General features: G+C 64.1%; 17 protein-coding genes and 1 tRNA gene. 14 read left to right on the top strand and 4 right to left on the bottom strand.

The window, feature by feature from the left end:
- Nucleotides 1–194: 194 nt before the first annotated feature.
- Nucleotides 195–2,771: a DNA mismatch repair protein MutS gene (gene mutS / locus D6C00_RS12785; RefSeq protein ID WP_125182054.1), complete on the bottom strand. Its 2,577-nt coding sequence runs from the start codon at nucleotides 2,769–2,771 to the stop codon at nucleotides 195–197.
- Between the two features lie 211 nt (nucleotides 2,772–2,982).
- On the opposite strand from mutS, the gene D6C00_RS15500 reads away from it, so the two are divergent.
- The 10 genes from D6C00_RS15500 to D6C00_RS12830 all read left to right on the top strand — a co-directional run bounded on the left by D6C00_RS15500 (nucleotide 2,983) and on the right by D6C00_RS12830 (nucleotide 11,404).
- Entirely contained in the window at nucleotides 2,983–3,285 is a 303-nt protein-coding gene (locus D6C00_RS15500) for a PilZ domain-containing protein (RefSeq protein WP_158675415.1), read from the top strand.
- A 199-nt stretch (nucleotides 3,286–3,484) separates the two neighbouring features.
- Nucleotides 3,485–3,994 carry a CinA family protein gene (locus D6C00_RS12795; protein WP_317623014.1) on the top strand — a complete coding sequence of 170 codons (510 nt, stop codon included), beginning with the start codon at nucleotides 3,485–3,487 and terminating at the stop codon, nucleotides 3,992–3,994.
- Nucleotides 3,966–4,118: a hypothetical protein gene (locus D6C00_RS15505; protein WP_158675416.1), complete on the top strand. Its 153-nt coding sequence runs from the start codon at nucleotides 3,966–3,968 to the stop codon at nucleotides 4,116–4,118. Before D6C00_RS12795 ends, D6C00_RS15505 begins: the two co-directional genes overlap by 29 nt.
- Entirely contained in the window at nucleotides 4,094–4,510 is a 417-nt protein-coding gene (thpR, locus tag D6C00_RS12800) for an RNA 2',3'-cyclic phosphodiesterase (protein WP_125182057.1), read from the top strand. Before D6C00_RS15505 ends, thpR begins: the two co-directional genes overlap by 25 nt.
- 178 nt (nucleotides 4,511–4,688) lie before the next feature.
- Nucleotides 4,689–5,738 carry a recombinase RecA gene (gene recA / locus D6C00_RS12805; protein WP_125182058.1) on the top strand — a complete coding sequence of 350 codons (1,050 nt, stop codon included), beginning with the start codon at nucleotides 4,689–4,691 and terminating at the stop codon, nucleotides 5,736–5,738.
- A gap of 313 nt (nucleotides 5,739–6,051) precedes the next feature.
- On the top strand, nucleotides 6,052–6,543 hold the full coding sequence (locus D6C00_RS12810) for a regulatory protein RecX (RefSeq protein WP_125182059.1): 492 nt from the start codon (nucleotides 6,052–6,054) through the stop codon (nucleotides 6,541–6,543).
- A gap of 188 nt (nucleotides 6,544–6,731) precedes the next feature.
- Nucleotides 6,732–9,374, top strand: a complete 2,643-nt coding sequence (gene alaS / locus D6C00_RS12815) for an alanine--tRNA ligase (RefSeq protein ID WP_125182060.1) — start codon at nucleotides 6,732–6,734, stop codon at nucleotides 9,372–9,374.
- 209 nt (nucleotides 9,375–9,583) lie between these two features.
- Nucleotides 9,584–10,813 carry an aspartate kinase gene (locus D6C00_RS12820; protein ID WP_125182061.1) on the top strand — a complete coding sequence of 410 codons (1,230 nt, stop codon included), beginning with the start codon at nucleotides 9,584–9,586 and terminating at the stop codon, nucleotides 10,811–10,813.
- Between the two features lie 221 nt (nucleotides 10,814–11,034).
- A complete protein-coding gene (csrA, locus tag D6C00_RS12825; RefSeq protein WP_125182062.1) occupies nucleotides 11,035–11,235 on the top strand; it encodes a carbon storage regulator CsrA in 201 nt (66 codons plus the stop codon).
- A 76-nt stretch (nucleotides 11,236–11,311) separates the two neighbouring features.
- Nucleotides 11,312–11,404, top strand: a tRNA-Ser gene (locus D6C00_RS12830).
- 191 nt (nucleotides 11,405–11,595) lie between these two features.
- Here D6C00_RS12830 and D6C00_RS12835 read toward each other — a convergent pair.
- The gene (locus D6C00_RS12835) at nucleotides 11,596–12,096 is read right to left on the bottom strand and encodes a hypothetical protein (protein ID WP_125182063.1); all 501 of its coding nucleotides are present in this window, start codon (nucleotides 12,094–12,096) and stop codon (nucleotides 11,596–11,598) included.
- A 28-nt stretch (nucleotides 12,097–12,124) separates the two neighbouring features.
- Complete coding sequence (locus D6C00_RS12840) at nucleotides 12,125–12,604, bottom strand: hypothetical protein (protein ID WP_125182064.1); 480 nt, start codon at nucleotides 12,602–12,604, stop codon at nucleotides 12,125–12,127.
- Between the two features lie 255 nt (nucleotides 12,605–12,859).
- Between D6C00_RS12840 and D6C00_RS12845 the strand changes: the two genes are divergently transcribed.
- A complete protein-coding gene (locus D6C00_RS12845; protein WP_125182065.1) occupies nucleotides 12,860–13,501 on the top strand; it encodes a transglutaminase-like cysteine peptidase in 642 nt (213 codons plus the stop codon).
- Nucleotides 13,502–13,540: 39 nt separating this feature from the next.
- Here D6C00_RS12845 and D6C00_RS12850 read toward each other — a convergent pair whose 3' ends face one another.
- On the bottom strand, nucleotides 13,541–14,131 hold the full coding sequence (locus tag D6C00_RS12850) for an OmpH family outer membrane protein (RefSeq protein ID WP_125182066.1): 591 nt from the start codon (nucleotides 14,129–14,131) through the stop codon (nucleotides 13,541–13,543).
- A gap of 273 nt (nucleotides 14,132–14,404) precedes the next feature.
- On the opposite strand from D6C00_RS12850, the gene D6C00_RS12855 reads away from it, so the two are divergent.
- The 3 genes from D6C00_RS12855 (at nucleotide 14,405) to D6C00_RS12865 (ending at nucleotide 17,136) form a co-directional block, all read left to right on the top strand.
- A complete protein-coding gene (locus D6C00_RS12855; RefSeq protein ID WP_255416795.1) occupies nucleotides 14,405–15,496 on the top strand; it encodes a ShlB/FhaC/HecB family hemolysin secretion/activation protein in 1,092 nt (363 codons plus the stop codon).
- Nucleotides 15,497–15,528: 32 nt separating this feature from the next.
- Entirely contained in the window at nucleotides 15,529–15,939 is a 411-nt protein-coding gene (locus D6C00_RS16395) for a BamA/TamA family outer membrane protein (RefSeq protein ID WP_255416796.1), read from the top strand.
- Between the two features lie 498 nt (nucleotides 15,940–16,437).
- Complete coding sequence (locus D6C00_RS12865; RefSeq protein ID WP_125182069.1) at nucleotides 16,438–17,136, top strand: VPLPA-CTERM sorting domain-containing protein; 699 nt, start codon at nucleotides 16,438–16,440, stop codon at nucleotides 17,134–17,136.
- Nucleotides 17,137–17,151: the final 15 nt, after the last annotated feature.

Here is a 17,151-nt window from a genome sequence, read left to right on the forward strand (position 1 = left end):
GGGCCATCATGTCTGAGTTCAGTCCCGGCCTAGCAGGTGCCGCTAAGTTTCTTATTTGAAAAGCAAAATGGGTGCCATGCCGGAGCGGTCGGCTCGGTATGGGAATAGGTCTTTTCTTTCAGTGGGTTAAGACTGAAGTGAGGAGTTAGGCGTGAGGGGTGAGGAGGACCGGCGTGACGGTTTCGTGGCGTACTTTACTCCAGCAGGCCCTTTAGCCGGTACAGCACGTCCAGGGCCTGGCGCGGGGTCAGCTCATCCGGCTCGATGCCCTCCAGGGCCTCCAGCAGGGGATGGTCGGCCGGGCCGGAGAACAGCCCGAGCTGGGCGCCGTCGGCCGCGCCGGCGGTGGCCGGTTCGATGGGCTGGGCCTCCAGTTCGCGCAGCCGCTCCCGGGCCTGGCGCAGCACCGGCTGGGGGATACCGGCGAGTGCGGCCACGTGCAGGCCGTAGCTGCGATCCGCCGGGCCTTCCTTGACCGCGTGCAGGAACACGATGCGCTCGCCGTGCTCCATGGCGTCCAGGTGTACGTTGGCGATACCGGGATAGTGTTCCGGCAGCTGGGTGAGCTCGAAGTAGTGGGTGGCGAACAGGGTGAAGGCGCGGATGCGCTGCGCCAGATCGGCTGCACAGGCCCAGGCCAGGGACAGGCCGTCATAGGTGCTGGTGCCGCGCCCGATTTCGTCCATCAGCACCAGACTGTGTTCGCTGGCGTTGTGCAGGATGTTGGCCGTTTCGGTCATCTCCACCATGAAGGTGGAGCGCCCGCCCGCCAGATCGTCAGAGGCGCCGATGCGGGTGAAGATGCGGTCGATGGGCCCGATGACGGCGGATTCGGCCGGCACGAAGCTGCCGATGTGCGCCAGCAGTACGATCAGCGCGGTCTGGCGCATGAAGGTGGACTTGCCGCCCATGTTGGGGCCAGTGATGACGAGCATGCGGCGCGCGTCGTCGAGTTCCACGTCGTTGGGCACGAAGGGCGCGTCCAGCACCTGCTCGACCACCGGGTGACGGCCGCCGTGGATGCTGAGTCCCGGGGTCGGTGACAGACTGGGCCGGCGCAGATCCAGGGCCTCGGCGCGCTCGGCCAGCGTGGCCAGCACGTCCAGCTCGGCCAGGCCCTCGGCACAGCCCTGCAGCGTGGCCAGGTGTTCGCACAGCTGGTCCAGCAGGGCGTCATAGAGGGCCTTCTCCCGGGCCAGGGCGCGTTCGCGCGCGCTCAGTACCTTGTCCTCGAATGCCTTCAGTTCGGGCGTGATGTAGCGCTCGGCGCCCTTGAGTGTCTGGCGGCGCTGGTAGTCGGCCGGTACCAGATCGGACTGTGCCCTGCTCACCTCGATGTAGTAGCCGTGCACCCGGTTGTAGCGCACCTTCAGCGTGCTGATGCCGGTGCGCTCGCGCTCGCGCGTCTCCAGGTCCAGCAGGAATTGGTCGGCGTGTTCGCTTAAGGATCGGAGTTCGTCCAGCTCGCTGTCGTAGCCGGCGGCGATCACGCCGCCGTCGCGGATCAGTACCGGCGGCGAGTCGATAATGGCGCGGCGCAGCAGCTTGTGCACCTGGGGATGTTCGCCGATGCGCTGGCGCAGTTCGGCGAGCAGTGGATCGTCGCTGGCCTGCAGCAGCCCGCGCAGTGCCGGCAGCTGGCCGAGGCTGTCACGCAGCCCGGCCAGGTCGCGCGGCCGCGCCGATTTCAGCGCCACACGTGAGAGGATGCGCTCCATGTCGCTGATGCCGCGCAGGTTGTCCTGGAAGGCGGTGTAATTGCAGTTATCGAGCAGGGCGCCCACGCACTGATGGCGCTGGTGCAACCGGGTGGCATCGCGCAGCGGCCGGTGCAGCCAGCGCCGCAGCAGCCGGCTGCCCATGCTGGTGGCGGCCGTGTCCAGCACCCCGAGCAGGGTGTGGCGGCGCTCGCCGGAGGGCGCGCTGTCCAGTTCCAGATTCCGGCGGCTGGCCGCGTCCAGGATGATGGCGTCCTCGCGCCGCTCGTGCGCCAGGCCGCGCAGGTGCGGCAGGGCGGCGCGCTGGGTCTCCTGCACATAGGCCAGCAGGCAGCCGGCCGCGCCTACCGCCAGCGGCAGGCCCTGGCAGCCGAAGCCGGCCAGATCCCGGGTGCCGAACTGTTCGGTCAGTCGGCGGTAGGCGCTGTCGGTGTCGAACTCCCAGGCCGGACGCGTGCGCCCGCCCGGCCGCTGCTCCAGCCAGGCCGGCAGGGCCGCCCCGTCCGGGCGCAGCAGTTCGCTCGGGGCCAGGCGCTCCAGCTCGCCGGCCAGGGCCTCCTCGCCGGCCAGTTCCTGCACCGTGAAGCGGCCGCTGGCCAGGTCCAGCGCCGCCAGGCCGTAGTCGCCCTCGCCGTCGACGGCCACGGCCGCCAGCAGGTTGTCGCGGCGCTCGTCCAGCAGCGCCTCGTCGGTGAGTGTGCCGGGGGTGACGATGCGCACCACCTTACGCTCCACCGGGCCCTTGCTTTTGGCCGGGTCGCCGACCTGCTCGCAGATGGCCACCGATTCGCCCAGCTTCAGCAGCCGGCCCAGGTACTGTTCCACGCTGTGCACCGGCACGCCGGCCATGGGGATGGGCTCGCCGGCGGATTGACCGCGCTGGGTCAGGGTGATGTCGAGCAGGGCGGCGGCCCGTCGGGCGTCGTCGTAGAAGAGTTCGTAGAAATCGCCCATGCGGTAGAAGACCAGGATATCGGGATGTCCGGCCTTGATGCGCAGGTACTGCTGCATCATGGGCGTGTGGGCGGCATTGGCTGGAGCGGTCCCGGTCATGGCGCGAAGTTTACGTCCCTCGCACCGGCAAGGCCACAGTCGGGATTGGACAGGCCGGGTGTATCACTCCTGTCTGTCATTGCGAGCGAAGCGCGGCAATCTCATAATGCAGGATCAGCCGGCTGGAGATTGTCGCGGCGCGCTGCGCCTCGCAATGACGGATTGGCTGCAGATTCCGGGGATTGGCCGAACGACAGCGGGAGCAGGGCCCATGTGGCGAGACTATGACGAGAAACGCGACTTCCGGCGCATGGCGCTGGACACCCGGATCCAGTGCAAGGACCTGGCCAGCGGCGAGACCTTCTACGGCCATGCCCACGACCTGAGCGGCGAGGGGCTGTCGATCGATACCGCCCGGGAATTCGCCCCCGGCGCGCGGCTGGAGGTGCGCATCGTCCCGGAGAAGGCCCTGGTGCCGCCGTTCTATGCCGCGGTCGAGGTGGTCCGGGTCGAGCCGGCGGCCGACGGCGGGGGCTTCAACCTCGGGGTGCGCATCCTCGAGCACAAATCCTGAGTGGCGGGTATGGAGCGGACATTGTCCATTCGGCACGTTGAGTTACTGAAGATCGTCATTCCCGCGCAGGCGGGAATCCAGAATCCGCTGCGATCACTGGATTACTCGCTACGCTCGCCCTGCGGGCGTTCAACGCGCTGCGCGCTTTTGTCCCGCCTGCGCGGGGATGACGGGCGGTGGAATCCGGCTGGACCCGGTCATGACAGAGACCGGCCGCAACATTGAGACAAGACTGGCCGACCTGAGCCAGGCGCTCGGCCGTGCCGCCACCGAGGCCGGGGTGATGCTGACCGTGGCCGAGTCCTGCACCGGCGGCTGGCTGGCCAAGGTCATCACCGACACCTCCGGCAGCTCGCACTGGTTCGACCGGGGCTTCGTCACCTATACCAACGTCTCCAAGCAGGACATGCTGGGGGTGAGTCCGGCGACGCTCGAGGCGCAGGGCGCGGTGAGCGAGGCTACGGTCCGGGAAATGGCCGCCGGCGCCCTGAGGCACAGCAAGGCGCAGCTCTCGGTGGCCATCAGCGGCGTGGCCGGCCCCGAGGGCGGCACCCCGGACAAGCCGGTCGGTACCGTCTGCTTCGCCTGGAACCGGATCAATGAAGAACCCCGCACGGAGACCCGGCACCTGACCGGCGACCGTGACGCGGTGCGTCGCCAGGCAGTGGAACGGGCCCTGTATGGACTCCTCGCCGCCCTCGGACATTGAGCCCACCCAGCGCCTGTTCTTCGCCCTGTGGCCGGACGGTGACGCGCGCGACCGGCTCGACACCGCGGCCGCGGCCGTGGGCCGGGACAGCGCGGGCGGGTGCCCCGGGGCAATCTGCACCTGACCCTGGTGTTTCCCGGCCAGACCCCGCCCGGGCGGCGCGACTGCCTGATCCGGGCGGCCGCGGCCATCCGCTGCCCGGCCTTCGACCTGCACCTGGACCGCTTCGGCCATTTCCGCCGCGCCCGCATCGCCTGGCTGGGGCCGGCCGAGCCGCCGCCGGCGCTGCTGGAGCTGTACCGACAGCTCAATACCGCCCTGGCCGACTGCGGCGGCGAGCCGGAGACCCGGCCCTTCGCCCCGCACGTCACCCTGGCGCGCAAGGCCGTGCGCTGCCGGGCCCCGGCGGATTTCCTCCCCATCGACTGGGCGGTGCGCAGCTTCGCCCTGGTGGAATCCCCCGGTGCCGGCAGTGGCTACCGGGTGCTGGCGTCCTGGCTGTTGACCGCTCCGTGATGGGTTGCGCTGCGCTTCACCCATCCTACCCGGGCGGGGGATGTTGTAGGATGGGGGCAGGCCACCCGGCGCCGTGAACCCGGCACCGCCCCTCTGGACAACTGGATATTCATCCAGTATAAAGAAAAACCACAAGGGCATGGCCCGACACCCCTGACAGCACAGCCTGGAGACCCCTATGGACGACAACAAGCGCAAGGCCCTGAGTGCCGCTCTCAACCAGATCGAAAAACAGTTCGGCAAGGGTGCCGTGATGCGGATGGGCGACGTCGGCGCCGTGCGCGATGTCGAGGCCATCTCCACCGGTTCGCTGGGCCTGGACGTCGCACTCGGCATCGGCGGCCTGCCGGCCGGCCGCGTGGTCGAGGTCTACGGGCCGGAATCCTCGGGCAAGACCACCCTGACCCTGCAGGCCATCGCCGAATGCCAGAAGAACGGCGGCACGGCGGCCTTCATCGATGCCGAGCACGCCCTGGACCCCGGCTACGCCGAGAAGCTGGGCGTGAACGTCGACGACCTGCTGGTCTCCCAGCCCGACACCGGCGAGCAGGCGCTGGAGATCGCCGACATGCTGGTGCGCTCCAGCGCCGTGGACGTGGTGGTGGTCGACTCGGTCGCCGCGCTGACCCCCAAGGCCGAGATCGAGGGCGAGATGGGCGACTCCCACGTCGGCCTGCAGGCGCGCCTCATGTCCCAGGCCCTGCGCAAGCTGACCGCCAACATCAAGCGTTCCAACACCCTGGTGATCTTCATCAACCAGATCCGCATGAAGATCGGCGTCATGTTCGGAAGCCCCGAGACCACCACCGGTGGCAACGCGCTCAAGTTCTACTCCTCGGTGCGCCTGGACATCCGCCGCATCGGCGCCATCAAGAAGGGCGACGAGATCGTCGGTAACCAGACCCGGGTCAAGGTGGTCAAGAACAAGATGGCCCCGCCCTTCAAGCAGGTCGAGTTCGAGATCCTCTATGGCGAGGGCATCTCGCGCGAGGGCGAGATCATCGACATGGGCGTGGCCGAGGGCCTGGTCGAGAAGTCCGGTGCCTGGTATTCCTACCAGGGCGATCGCATCGGCCAGGGCAAGGAGAATGTCCGCAACTTCCTCAGGGAGAATCCGGACATCGCCAACGAGATCGACCAGCAGCTGCGGGCCAAACTGCTGGTCAAGCCCAAATCCAGCGCCGAAGAGGCCATGGAGGAGGCGCCCGAGCCGGAGGCGTTGAACTGAGCTGGTTGGGTATGGTGAACGCAAAGAACGCAGAGACGCGGAGGCACAGAGGTTTTTTAAGGAAACCCTGATTATTACCTTTCCCGTCATGCCCGCGAAGGCGGGCATCCAGATATCTCTGAAATACCTGGATTCCCGCCTTCGCGGGAATGACGGATAAAGTTAAGAGATTCCTCAGGTATATTGATCATTCCTTGCGTCTCCGCGCCTTTGCGTTCTCTGCGTTGCCAGCGCCACACTCAATCCGTCCAAAGACTACGCGTAACGGACATTGCCCGGCTTCGGCCGGGTAATGTCTTTATGGGAACCGGATATGTCGGAACACGACGCACCCGAAACGATCGAGCCGGAGGACCGCTCCGTCGAGATCGAGCACAAGCTGGTCGAGCTGCTGGCGCGGCGCGAACACAGCCGGCTGGAACTGCGGCGCAAGCTGGAACAGCGCGGCTACGGTTTCGACGAGGTCGAACCGGTGCTGGCGGATCTGACCGCGCAGGGGCTGCAGAGCGATGCGCGCTTTGCCGAGCACTATGCCCGGGATCGCGAGCAGCGCGGCTACGGCCCGGTGCGCATCCGGATGGAACTGCGCGAGCGCGGGGTCGACGAGACCCTGATCGAGACCGCGCTGGCCGAACTGGGCGTGGACTGGTTTGCCGCCGCGCGTGCGGCCCGGCACAAGCGTTTCGGGTCGGGCGTGCCGGATGAATTCCGGGACCGGGCCAGACAGCTGCGCTTTCTCCAGAACCGCGGTTTCGACGCCGAACAGTGCCGGGCCGCGCTGGAGGATGACCCGGAGGACCGGTGACGCGCGGTTCCGCATCGGGTAAGCTTTGATGCGGGTTCATTGGCTTTCAATGCCCAACAGATTTTCCGTCATCCCGGCGAATGCCGGGATCCAGTGGCCGCAGCGGTATCTGGATTCCGGCCTGCGCCGGGATGACGATCACGGGTATGATGACTGCGGCCTACATGGCTGTAGGAATGGGCTAGAGTATGAAGACAAGCGCGGACATCCGCACACTGTTTCTGGAATTCTTCCGCGAGCGCGGCCACGAGGTCGTGCCGTCGAGCCCGCTCGTGCCGGCCAACGACCCGACCCTGCTGTTCACCAACGCCGGCATGGTCCAGTTCAAGGACGTCTTCGTCGGCAAGGAGACCCGCGCCTATACCCGCGCCGCCAGCTCCCAGCGCTGCGTGCGCGCCGGCGGCAAGCACAACGACCTGGAGAACGTCGGCTATACCGCCCGTCATCACACCTTCTTCGAGATGCTGGGCAACTTCAGCTTCGGTGACTATTTCAAGCGCGAGGCCATCCAGTACGCCTGGGAGTTCCTGACACAGACCGCCGGCCTGCCGGCCGACAAGCTCTGGGTGACCGTCTACGAAGAGGACGATGAGGCCGCCGACATCTGGCTCAACGAGATCGGCGTCGACCCGGACCGCTTCACCCGCATCGGCGACAAGCCCGGCGGGGCCCGCTACGAGAGCGACAACTTCTGGTCCATGGGCGATACCGGCCCCTGCGGCCCCTGCACCGAAATCTTCTACGACCACGGCCCCGAGGTGCCCGGCGGTCCGCCCGGTACTCCCGAGGAGGACGGCGACCGCTACATCGAGATCTGGAATCTGGTGTTCATGCAGTACAACCGGGACAAGGACGGCAACATGACCCCGCTGCCCAAGCCCTCGGTGGATACCGGCATGGGCCTGGAGCGTCTGGCCGCGGTGCTGCAGGGCGTGCACAGCAACTATGAAATCGATCTGTTCCGCAACCTCATCGCGGCCACGGCGAAGGTGGTGGGTGTGGAGGAGACCGGTCAGAGCTCGCTGCGGGTGATCGCCGATCACATCCGCTCCTGCGCCTTCCTGATCACCGACGGGGTGCTGCCCGGCAACGAGGGCCGCGGCTATGTGCTGCGCCGCATCGTGCGCCGTGCCGTGCGCCACGGCTACCGCCTCGGTGCCGATGACATCTTCTTCTATAAACTGGTCGCGCCGCTGGTCGCCGAGATGGGCGAGGCCTATCCGGAACTGACCAATGCACAGGCCCAGGTCGAACGTGCCTTGAGACAGGAAGAAGAGCGCTTCGCCGAGACCCTGGACCAGGGTATGAAGATCCTGGAGGCCGACATCGCGGAGCTTTCCGGCAACGAGATCCCCGGCGAGACGGTGTTCAAACTCTACGACACCTACGGCTTTCCGGTGGACCTGACCGCCGATATCGCCCGTGAGCGCGACCTCACCCTGGACCTGGAAGGCTTCGAGCGCGAGATGGCCGCCCAGCGCGAGCGCGCCCGTGCCGCCAGCCAGTTCGGCGCCGACTATTCCACCGACATCGATATCCAGTGCAGCAGCGAATTCACCGGCTACGAGCACCTGATCGACCAGGGCAGGATCACCGCCCTGTTCAGGGGCGCGGAGCCGGTCGAGGTGCTGCATGCCGGCGAGGAGGGCATCGTGGTGCTGGATCACACCCCCTTCTATGCCGAGAGCGGCGGCCAGGTGGGTGATCGCGGCAGGCTGGAGACCGCCGACGCCCGTTTCACCGTCAATGACACCCAGAAGCGCGGCACCGGCGCCCACGCCCACATCGGCGTGCTGGAATCCGGCGAGCTCAAACTGGGCGAGCAGGTCGAGGCCCGGGTCGACGCCGAGCGCCGCCAGGCCACGCGCCTGAACCATTCCGCCACCCACCTGCTGCACGCCGCCCTGCGCCGGGTGCTGGGCGAGCATGTGCAGCAGAAGGGCTCGCTGGTCGATCCCGAGCGGCTGCGCTTCGACTTCTCCCATCCCGAGGCGGTCACCCCCGAGCAACTGCAGACGATCGAGAACCTGGTCAATGACCAGATCCGCCGCAATGTGCCCGTCGATACCCGGGTGATGGACATCGACTCCGCCATGCAGGCCGGGGCCATGGCCCTGTTCGGCGAGAAGTACGGCGATCAGGTGCGGGTGCTGAGCATGGGCGACTTCTCGGTCGAGCTGTGCGGCGGCACCCACGTGGAGCGGGTTGGCGACATCGGCCTGTTCAAGATCACCGGCGAGACCGGCATTGCCTCCGGCGTGCGCCGCATCGAGGCGATCACCGGCGACCGGGCGCTGATCCATGTCGAGCAGACCGAGCAGGCGCTCAGCCGCATCGCCCGCCTGGTCAGGGGCAGCAGCCAGGACGCCGAGAGCCGGGTGCAGCAGCTGCTGGAGAAGAACCGCCAGCTGGAAAAGGAGCTGGAGCAGCTCAAGGCCAGACTGGCCAGCAGTCGCGGCGGCGATCTGGCCGGTCAGGCGGTGGAGGTCGAGGGCATCCAGGTGCTGGCCGCCCGCCTGGACGGGGCCGATCCCAAGTCCCTGCGCGACACCCTGGACCAGCTCAAGAACAAACTGGGAACGGCGGCCATCGTCCTGGCCGCGGTCAACGGCGACAAGATCAGCCTGGCCGCCGGCGTGACCAAGGCCGAGACCGGGCGCGTCAAGGCCGGCGAGCTGGTCAATCAGGTGGCCCGGCAGGTCGGCGGCAAGGGCGGCGGCCGGCCCGACATGGCCCAGGCCGGCGGCAACCAGCCCGAGCATCTGGATGCGGCCCTGGCCTCGGTGCCGGAGTGGGTGCGCTCCGTGCTGTCAGAAAGCCAGACTGCCTGATAGGCCTCCGTCATTGCGAGCGCAGCGTGGCAATCTCGTCCTGCATAATCGGCAGGCCCGGCCGGCTTGCCGGAAACGCTGCGCTTATCCCGGCCTACGTACTGAAAATCATGTCGAAAATCCCACTGGGCGTTTCATCCCGCCGCGATTTGTAGTTTAATTCTCGCCTTTCGTGCCCCGCCCGGGGCCAGACAATCGGGTTTACACGCATGGCACTGCTGGTACAGAAATTCGGCGGCACCTCGGTCGGCACGCCCGAGCGCATCGAGGCCATTGCCGCCAAGATCAAGCGTTACCGCGACAATGGCGACGATGTGGTGGTCGTGGTCTCGGCCATGAGCGGCGAGACCGACCGCCTCATCGGCCTGGCCCGCGCCATCAGCGAGGCCCCGCCGCCGCGCGAGATGGACGTGCTGCTGTCCACCGGCGAGCAGGTCACCATCGCCCTGCTCAGCATGGCGCTGCAGAAGCGCGGCTGCCCGGCCCGGTCCTATACCGGCAGCCAGGTGCACATCCTCACTGACAGCGCCCACTGCAAGGCGCGCATCCAGGACATCGACGGCAGCCGCATCCAGCAGGACCTGCAGCAAGGCAAGGTAGTGGTCGTGGCCGGCTTCCAGGGCGTGGACGAGCAGGGCAACATCACCACCCTGGGCCGCGGCGGCTCGGATACCACCGCCGTGGCCCTGGCTGCCGCGCTCAAGGCCAGGGAGTGCCAGATCTTCACCGACGTGGACGGCGTCTACACCACCGACCCGCGGGTGGTGCCCAACGCCCGCCGGCTGGAGCGCATCACCTTCGAGGAGATGCTGGAGATGGCCAGCCTCGGCTCCAAGGTGCTGCAGATCCGCTCGGTGGAGTTCGCCGGCAAGTACAATGTCCCGCTGCGGGTCCTGTCCTCCTTCGCGGAAGGGCCGGGGACCCTGATCACCTATGAGGATGAGACCATGGAAAACGCCCTGATTTCCGGCATCGCCTTCAACCGCGACGAGGCCAAGATCACGGTGCTGGGCGTGCCCGACCAGCCCGGTGTGGCGCACAAGCTGCTCGGCCCGGTGGCCGCGGCCAATATCGAGGTGGACATGATCGTGCAGAACATGGCCCCGGATGGCGCGACCACCGACTTCACCTTCACCGTGCACCGTAACGACTATGACCGTGCCATCGAGGTGGTCCGTCGGACCGCCGGCGAGATGGGCGCGCGCGAGGTTGCCGGCGACGACAAGATCGTCAAGCTCTCGCTGGTGGGCGTGGGCATGCGTTCACACGCCGGCATCGCCTCCACCATGTTCGAGACCCTGGCCAACGAGGGCATCAATATCCGCATGATTTCCACCTCCGAAATAAAGATTTCCGTGGTGGTGGACGAAAAATACCTCGAGCTGGGGGTGCGCGCGCTGCACGATGCCTTTAAGCTGGAGGGCCCGGCCGCGGGCTGAATCGGCGAAAAATCGCGGCCGGCCGGCAGCAGGGCTGCCAACGTATTGAAATAAATAAAAATCCATAAATGACCAGGGACGGAAAATTGACTATAGTTTCCGTTGCTCTGGCCGAAACAGAGAGTGTGCCGTCGCGCATGCGCCAGTGGGATGCTGGCGTAATCGACCGTACCGGGTTCTTTTGAGTTGCTCGTAATTGAAAGTGTTCAAGGAGATAACACATGTTGATTCTGACTCGCCGGGTTGGCGAAACCCTGATGATCGGTGACGAAGTTACTGTAACCGTACTGGGGGTGAAGGGTAATCAGGTACGTATCGGGGTGAATGCGCCCAAGGATGTCGCCGTTCATCGCGAAGAGATTTACGAGCGCATCCAGAAGGAAAACGGCGAGGACACGGTGGCCACCGCCAAGGGCGACTGAACCCGAAGCCCTTGATTCCTGAGCGCCATACTTTACCTGCGCCACTCTCCCCGGTATCCTACGCACCTTCCAACCCGGAGAGATGGCCGAGCGGCTGAAGGCGCTCCCCTGCTAAGGGAGTATGGGGTTAATAGCTCCATCGAGGGTTCGAATCCCTCTCTCTCCGCCATCCAAAGCAAAGGGGCCTTTTCAGGCCCCTTTGCTTTGGATGCCAGACAGGATTCGAACCCTCGAGATAGAACAATTTGGGTTCGACTACGGAGACAGGCGTAATGGAGGAGCCTCTTTCCGCCATGCCTGATTGGTCCTGGCGGTTCCTTATGCCCCGTTTTTGAGCGCATGGTTTTGCCGTGCGCAGGTTCAGACAGGTGGTCGGTTCCTGCGACTGATGCCAGTAAGCGCCACCAGTGCGCTGCCCATCAGCAGGCCGGCCCCCGGCAGCGGAACAGCGGTGACGTCATCCGCTCCGCCAACGCGGCGGATATCGAAACCTGCCAGTCCCAGGTGTTGATTCAGTTCGGGGATATGGTCCGCGTGATAGAACACGTTTAGATAATACTGTGTGCCAGGTGTGGCCTCGAAATCGAAGAAGCCCGAATATTCCCCCAGCCCCAGCCCCAGTCTCTGAGTCGAGGTCGTGACCGTCATGGCCAGTTCCAGAAAGGGGGCGGGGAACTGCATATCCGTCAGCGTAGCGGTATAGGTTCCCGCCTCGCTCACCTGGAACGGGTCGGTAAACCAGCCGTAATCCTCCAGAAACCGCACGTCTTCATAGGCCACGGTTGCCGCTTGAGCGCTGAAGCTGCCGAGCCAGAGCAGGGCGGCGCAGAACAGCGGGATGGTGACTTGCCTTGTTTTCATCTCGATTACCTCCGTTTGTTACTTCTGTTTATTGCAGTGACTGGCTGTGACTGGGGTCGCCATCGGGTTGCCGTTGGCCGTATTTTTCCTGCAGATACTGGTGCAGCATGCGCTGGGCATCGTCAGCATCGATTGCCTGGCCGGTGATTTCCTGCAGTCGGTTCTGAATGTAATGCGGTGACAGTGCACACATCGCAAGCAGTTCGATATCCGTGCGTTCAACCCTGTTCTGTTCCGGGATTTCCTCGTTGTTGATGATCCCTTCCAGCCGGTCGGCATCCAGGTCGAAATGGCGGTTGAGCTCGTTGTACTGGCCAAGCAGGAGCGGCAGAAGCCGCTGTCCGCCCATCCGGGGATCACACAGATCCATCAGCCGGGTCAGGGCGGTTTTGACCGCGTAACGGATGACGTCCGAGTTGCGCGCGCCCAACCGTCGGGCAATGCGTTCGATACGCTCCAGATCCGATGGTTTGAACCGGACAGAGACGCATTGTTTCTTGTTATTCACTGATCTCTCCTGGCGTGTCCTGTGGTTCTTCAATGTGCCAGTGACGTATGGCGAGAAGGTGACGGATTGGATGCGTTTTTATGACGATCGTCGTGCAGAACGATGAAAATGTGTTGCGTTGGTGACAGTTCCTGGATGGATTTCCGTGCGACGGCTCACAATCCGTGAGATTCGCCGGCGCCAAGCCGGCAATCCGGTCAAGCGACGACTGCGGCGAGCCGTTAGGGTTGATAGGTCGGGTATCGGGAGAGTCCCATGGCAGAGAGGGTGGCAAGTCGGTGTGGAGGGCTGCGGTCTCTGGTCCTGCTGCTGGGGCTGTGTGCAGTCGCCGTCGGTGTGGCTGCTGATGAAGGCGGAGAATCCAGGGATTACCTGCAGTGGCAGCGGTTGCTGATCGGATTGGCCGGGGAGGCGGAAAGAATCCAGGTCGAGACGGTGAACCGGTTCGTCAATGGCATGCGGGAGCGCAGTGACCGGGAACTCTGGGGGGTGGCGGACTATTGGGCCAGTCCGGATGAATTCCTGTCACGCGGGGCGGGTGACTGTGAGGATTTCGTTATCACGAAATACATCAGCTTGCGCCGCCTGGGCATCTCCGATGGGCGGCTGAGACTCGCACACAGCCGGATCTACAACCGGGAACGTGGGCGCATCGAACCGCACATGGTGTTGTTGTATCGGGATACTGCCGGCCGCGAGTGGGTGCTGGACAACCTGCACCCCGAGCCGGTTGTGCGTGGGCAGCGTACCGATCTGGTCGTGAATTATGTATTCAATACCAAGGGACTCTGGTATTCCGGGCACGGTGATGCCGCGGACAGCCACACTGACCCGGCCGAGCACGGGAAATGGCTGGCATTCCAGCTGCGTGTCCAGCCCCCGGGTGATTCCGGTTGAAGAGGCACGATAGCAGCTGATAACAGCCGGCGTGAAAGATCATTTGGTTTGTTCGGAGTCAGGAGCCTGTGTGATGCCGTCGGACTCCATCGTCTTGTCGCTGCGGTCTGCTGCGGCACGCATGCGTGCAATCACCTCACCGGTGATGTCCGTGCGCGGATCGAACCACAGGGTGGCGACGCTTGCCAGCATGACGCTGGTCGCCCCGCGCTGGCGGGCGATCTCGGCTGCCTCGCCGCGGACCTCTTCCTGGAAGGCCAGTACCAGTGAACTGCGATAGGCGAGTGCCTTCTGCTGCGCATGCGCCCGGGTCTGTTCCAGGGTCTGCCTGGCCTGCAATGCGAGCGCCTGCAATTCCTGCGTCTGTGCCTCGTCGGCCTGCTCACCGAGTTCTGCCTGCTTCTCATCCAGCTGGGAGTTGAGGTCATGGCTGATTTCGTCAAGCTGCCGGTTGAGTTGATCGCGGGTGGCGGCGAGCTGCTGTTCCATCACCTCGTCCCGCCCCAGTGCCTTGGCTACGGCTGTGATATCGACAACAAGAGGAGAGTCTGGTGTGTTTTCACCGGGCGTGCAGGCCAGCAGGACGACTGCGGCCAGGAGAATGCTGCCGAGACGGATGATGGGGGACATGACAGGCTCCGCGTTTGTGATGTATACGGGGCTGCGGATTCTACACGCGATCAACCTCGGACTGAAGTTGAAAACATGCGTAGTCGTGCTGTCATTTGTGTGTCATAAAGCACCGGCACAATCGCGGGTTCCAGCAATAACGGGCAGTCCCGGACCAGAACGATTTCCGGCTTGATATGACTGTCGTCCCGACAAATCCGGAACCGGCTACAGGAATCCCGCATGCCCTCCCGTCAGCTTCTACTGCTTGCATTTCTGCTGTTTGTCGGCGGGATGACGACGGTACATGCGCAGGCCGCAACTGAAGGCAGTAGCCCCGGTTTCGATGTCTGGGAAATTCGTGTCAGCGGTAATTCAATGCTCGATCGGCGTCTGGTCGAGCGCGCTGTCTATCCCTATCTCGGACCCGCCCGGGGCATCGCTGATGTCGAAGCTGCGCGTAAGGCATTGGAGACGCTGTACAGGGACCAGGGTTTTCCCACCGTCATCGTGAATATCCCGGAGCAGGATGTTTCCGAGGGCATTGTAAAGCTGGAGGTGGTGCAGGGCTGGGTGAACCGTATGCGCATCAGCGGTTCAACCTATTTCTCGCTGGGCAGGATCCGCAAGTCGGTCCCCGCGCTCGCCGAAGGGGAGGTCCCGTACCTGCCCAGGGTGCAGGAACAGCTGCAGGCGCTGAATCAGGAAAGCAGCGACCGCAGAATCACGCCGGTGTTTCGCCCCGGGCGGCGGCCGGGAACGGTGGAGGTGGAGTTACGGGTCAAGGACGAATTGCCCTTGCATGGTAGTGTGGAACTCAATGGCCGCAACAGCGCCGACACGAGCCGTACCCGCGCGTCGGCCAACCTGCGCTACGACAATCTGTGGCAGCGGATGCACAGCCTGTCGCTGCAGTACCAGACGTCGCCGCAGGAGCCGGATGAGGTTGCGGTGCTGGCCGCAACCTATGTGCTGCCGGTGCGGGATGGCAGGGATCGGCTGGCCCTGTATGCGATCAATTCCGAATCCGATACGGAGTTGGGCGGCACGGGTGATCTCTCCGTGATCGGTAACGGCACCATCCTCGGCATGCGCTGGGTCCGGCCCCTGGCGGCCAGCGATGATTATTCGCATTCGCTCACCCTGGGAGCGGATTACAAGGATTTCGACGAGGCGATCGAGTTGGTGGGCGCCGACAGCCTGCAGACGCCGATAGACTATACCCGCTTGTCCGCCGATTACCGCGCCAGCCTGTTCGGCGACCAGCACATGAGCAGCTTCTCGGTCGGCGTCAACTTCGGTGTGCGCGGGCTGGGCAATTCCGAGGCGGAATTCGAGGACAAGCGGTTCCAGGCGCGGCCGAATTTCGCCTATCATCCCGGCTGAGTCACGAACGCCAGCTTGAGAGCGGTGTCCGACTGCGGGGGCTACTCGAGGGGCAGTTGGCCGGGCAGCCGCTGATCAGCAACGAACAGTTCGCGGCCGGTGGTGCTGAATCCGTGCGCGGCTACTATGAGTCACAGCAGCTGGGTGATGACGGCGTGAGTGCCACACTGGAACTGTACACGCCCTCGCTGGCCGGGCATCTGCACGAACGGATCGACAACCTGCGCCTGCTGGCCTTCGCCGATGCCGCCTATCTGCGTAATCACGACACCCTGCCGGGAAGTCCCACCAGTTTTGAACTCTACGGCGCCGGAGTCGGGTTGCGACTATCGGCATTCCGCAGTCTGAGCCTGAACCTTGATCTTGCCTGGCCCCTGACGGATTCCGATGAGATCGAGCGTGGTGACAGCCGCACGCATTTCTCGCTCAACTACGGTTTCTGAACCTGCGCCATTCCGGAGTTGCCGGTCCCGGCTTCGATCCCCTGCCTGCGTCCTTTGTGACACCTCTGTTTCACGCCTCTGCAGCGCGTCATCGCTGCGTATTGTTTGTATGCGACGTATGTAATCGTTCGTATGACAATGTTGATGCTTTTGTGACGGAATGCAGCGATTTCCTGTCTTCTGCGTGCTGCATGTCATAAAAGGATCACTCCCATTTCACTGCAGCGTCATTCCGCTCGTTTAGTGTCCTTCACGCGATGCAAGGGAGGGGTATCGGCAGCCGCTGCGAATGCTTGAGCGGAATCAAGAAAAGTTAAAGGGAACTTCACCGGCCGGTAAGAAATGCTGTCTAGGCTGGCATTGCGATTGTTCGCTGCGGCCTCTGTGCCGGGGGTGGGATCGCGGACTGCCGGTAACGCGGGGAGATGGGAGCACTGCCGGCAATAAAGGATTAAAGGATATCTGGATAACCAACAAACTCAACGGGAGTCATCTGTCATGTTCAAACTCAAAGCTACAGTCGTTGCCGTGGCGCTTGCCGCCTCCGGTGCCGCGCAGGCTATCGTTATCGATGATACCGATATCGTCGTCAATATCGTGCGTAACGGCCTGTCCGGCGATTCCATGGTAGTAAATACCGACGTCAAGGCCGAGGATATCTTCAGTGGTTCCGTGTCCAGTTTTACATCGGATGCGGCCCTGAGCACGACGATCTTCGACTTTGTCGATGGTGCGTCGGATGTCCGCTACTGGGTAGTGGGGCGTTTCACCAGCGGTTTCGATAAGTTCATGCTGTCGAATGCCAGTTTCACTGACCAGAGTGCGGTCGGTCCGGCTGTCGACAGCAATATCCCTGCCTACATTACCGGTGCCAATACTGATTGGTTCAACGCTTCGCCCGACAATTACGTCACCGGTATTCCGGACGGCGATCGTTCGCATTTTGGTGAAACCAACGTGTACGGCAATGGCATTGTCAATGGCGTGAATCTTGGTGATTCCTACGACTTCCTGTACAGCCAGGTCGGATTTTTCGCCGGCACCAAGAACGGCGAACTGGGAAGTTGGAATCTCGCCACCAACGGTACCTTGAGCTATGACGCCGTCAGCGCCGTCCCGGTTCCGGCCGCGGTCTGGCTGTTCGGTTCCGGCCTGGTCGGCCTGGTCGGCATTGCGCGCCGCCGCAAGCAGGCCTGAATTCATATCTGAATA

It is taken from the genome of Thiohalobacter thiocyanaticus, assembly GCF_003932505.1.
In the GTDB taxonomy this organism is placed as follows: domain Bacteria; phylum Pseudomonadota; class Gammaproteobacteria; order Thiohalobacterales; family Thiohalobacteraceae; genus Thiohalobacter; species Thiohalobacter thiocyanaticus.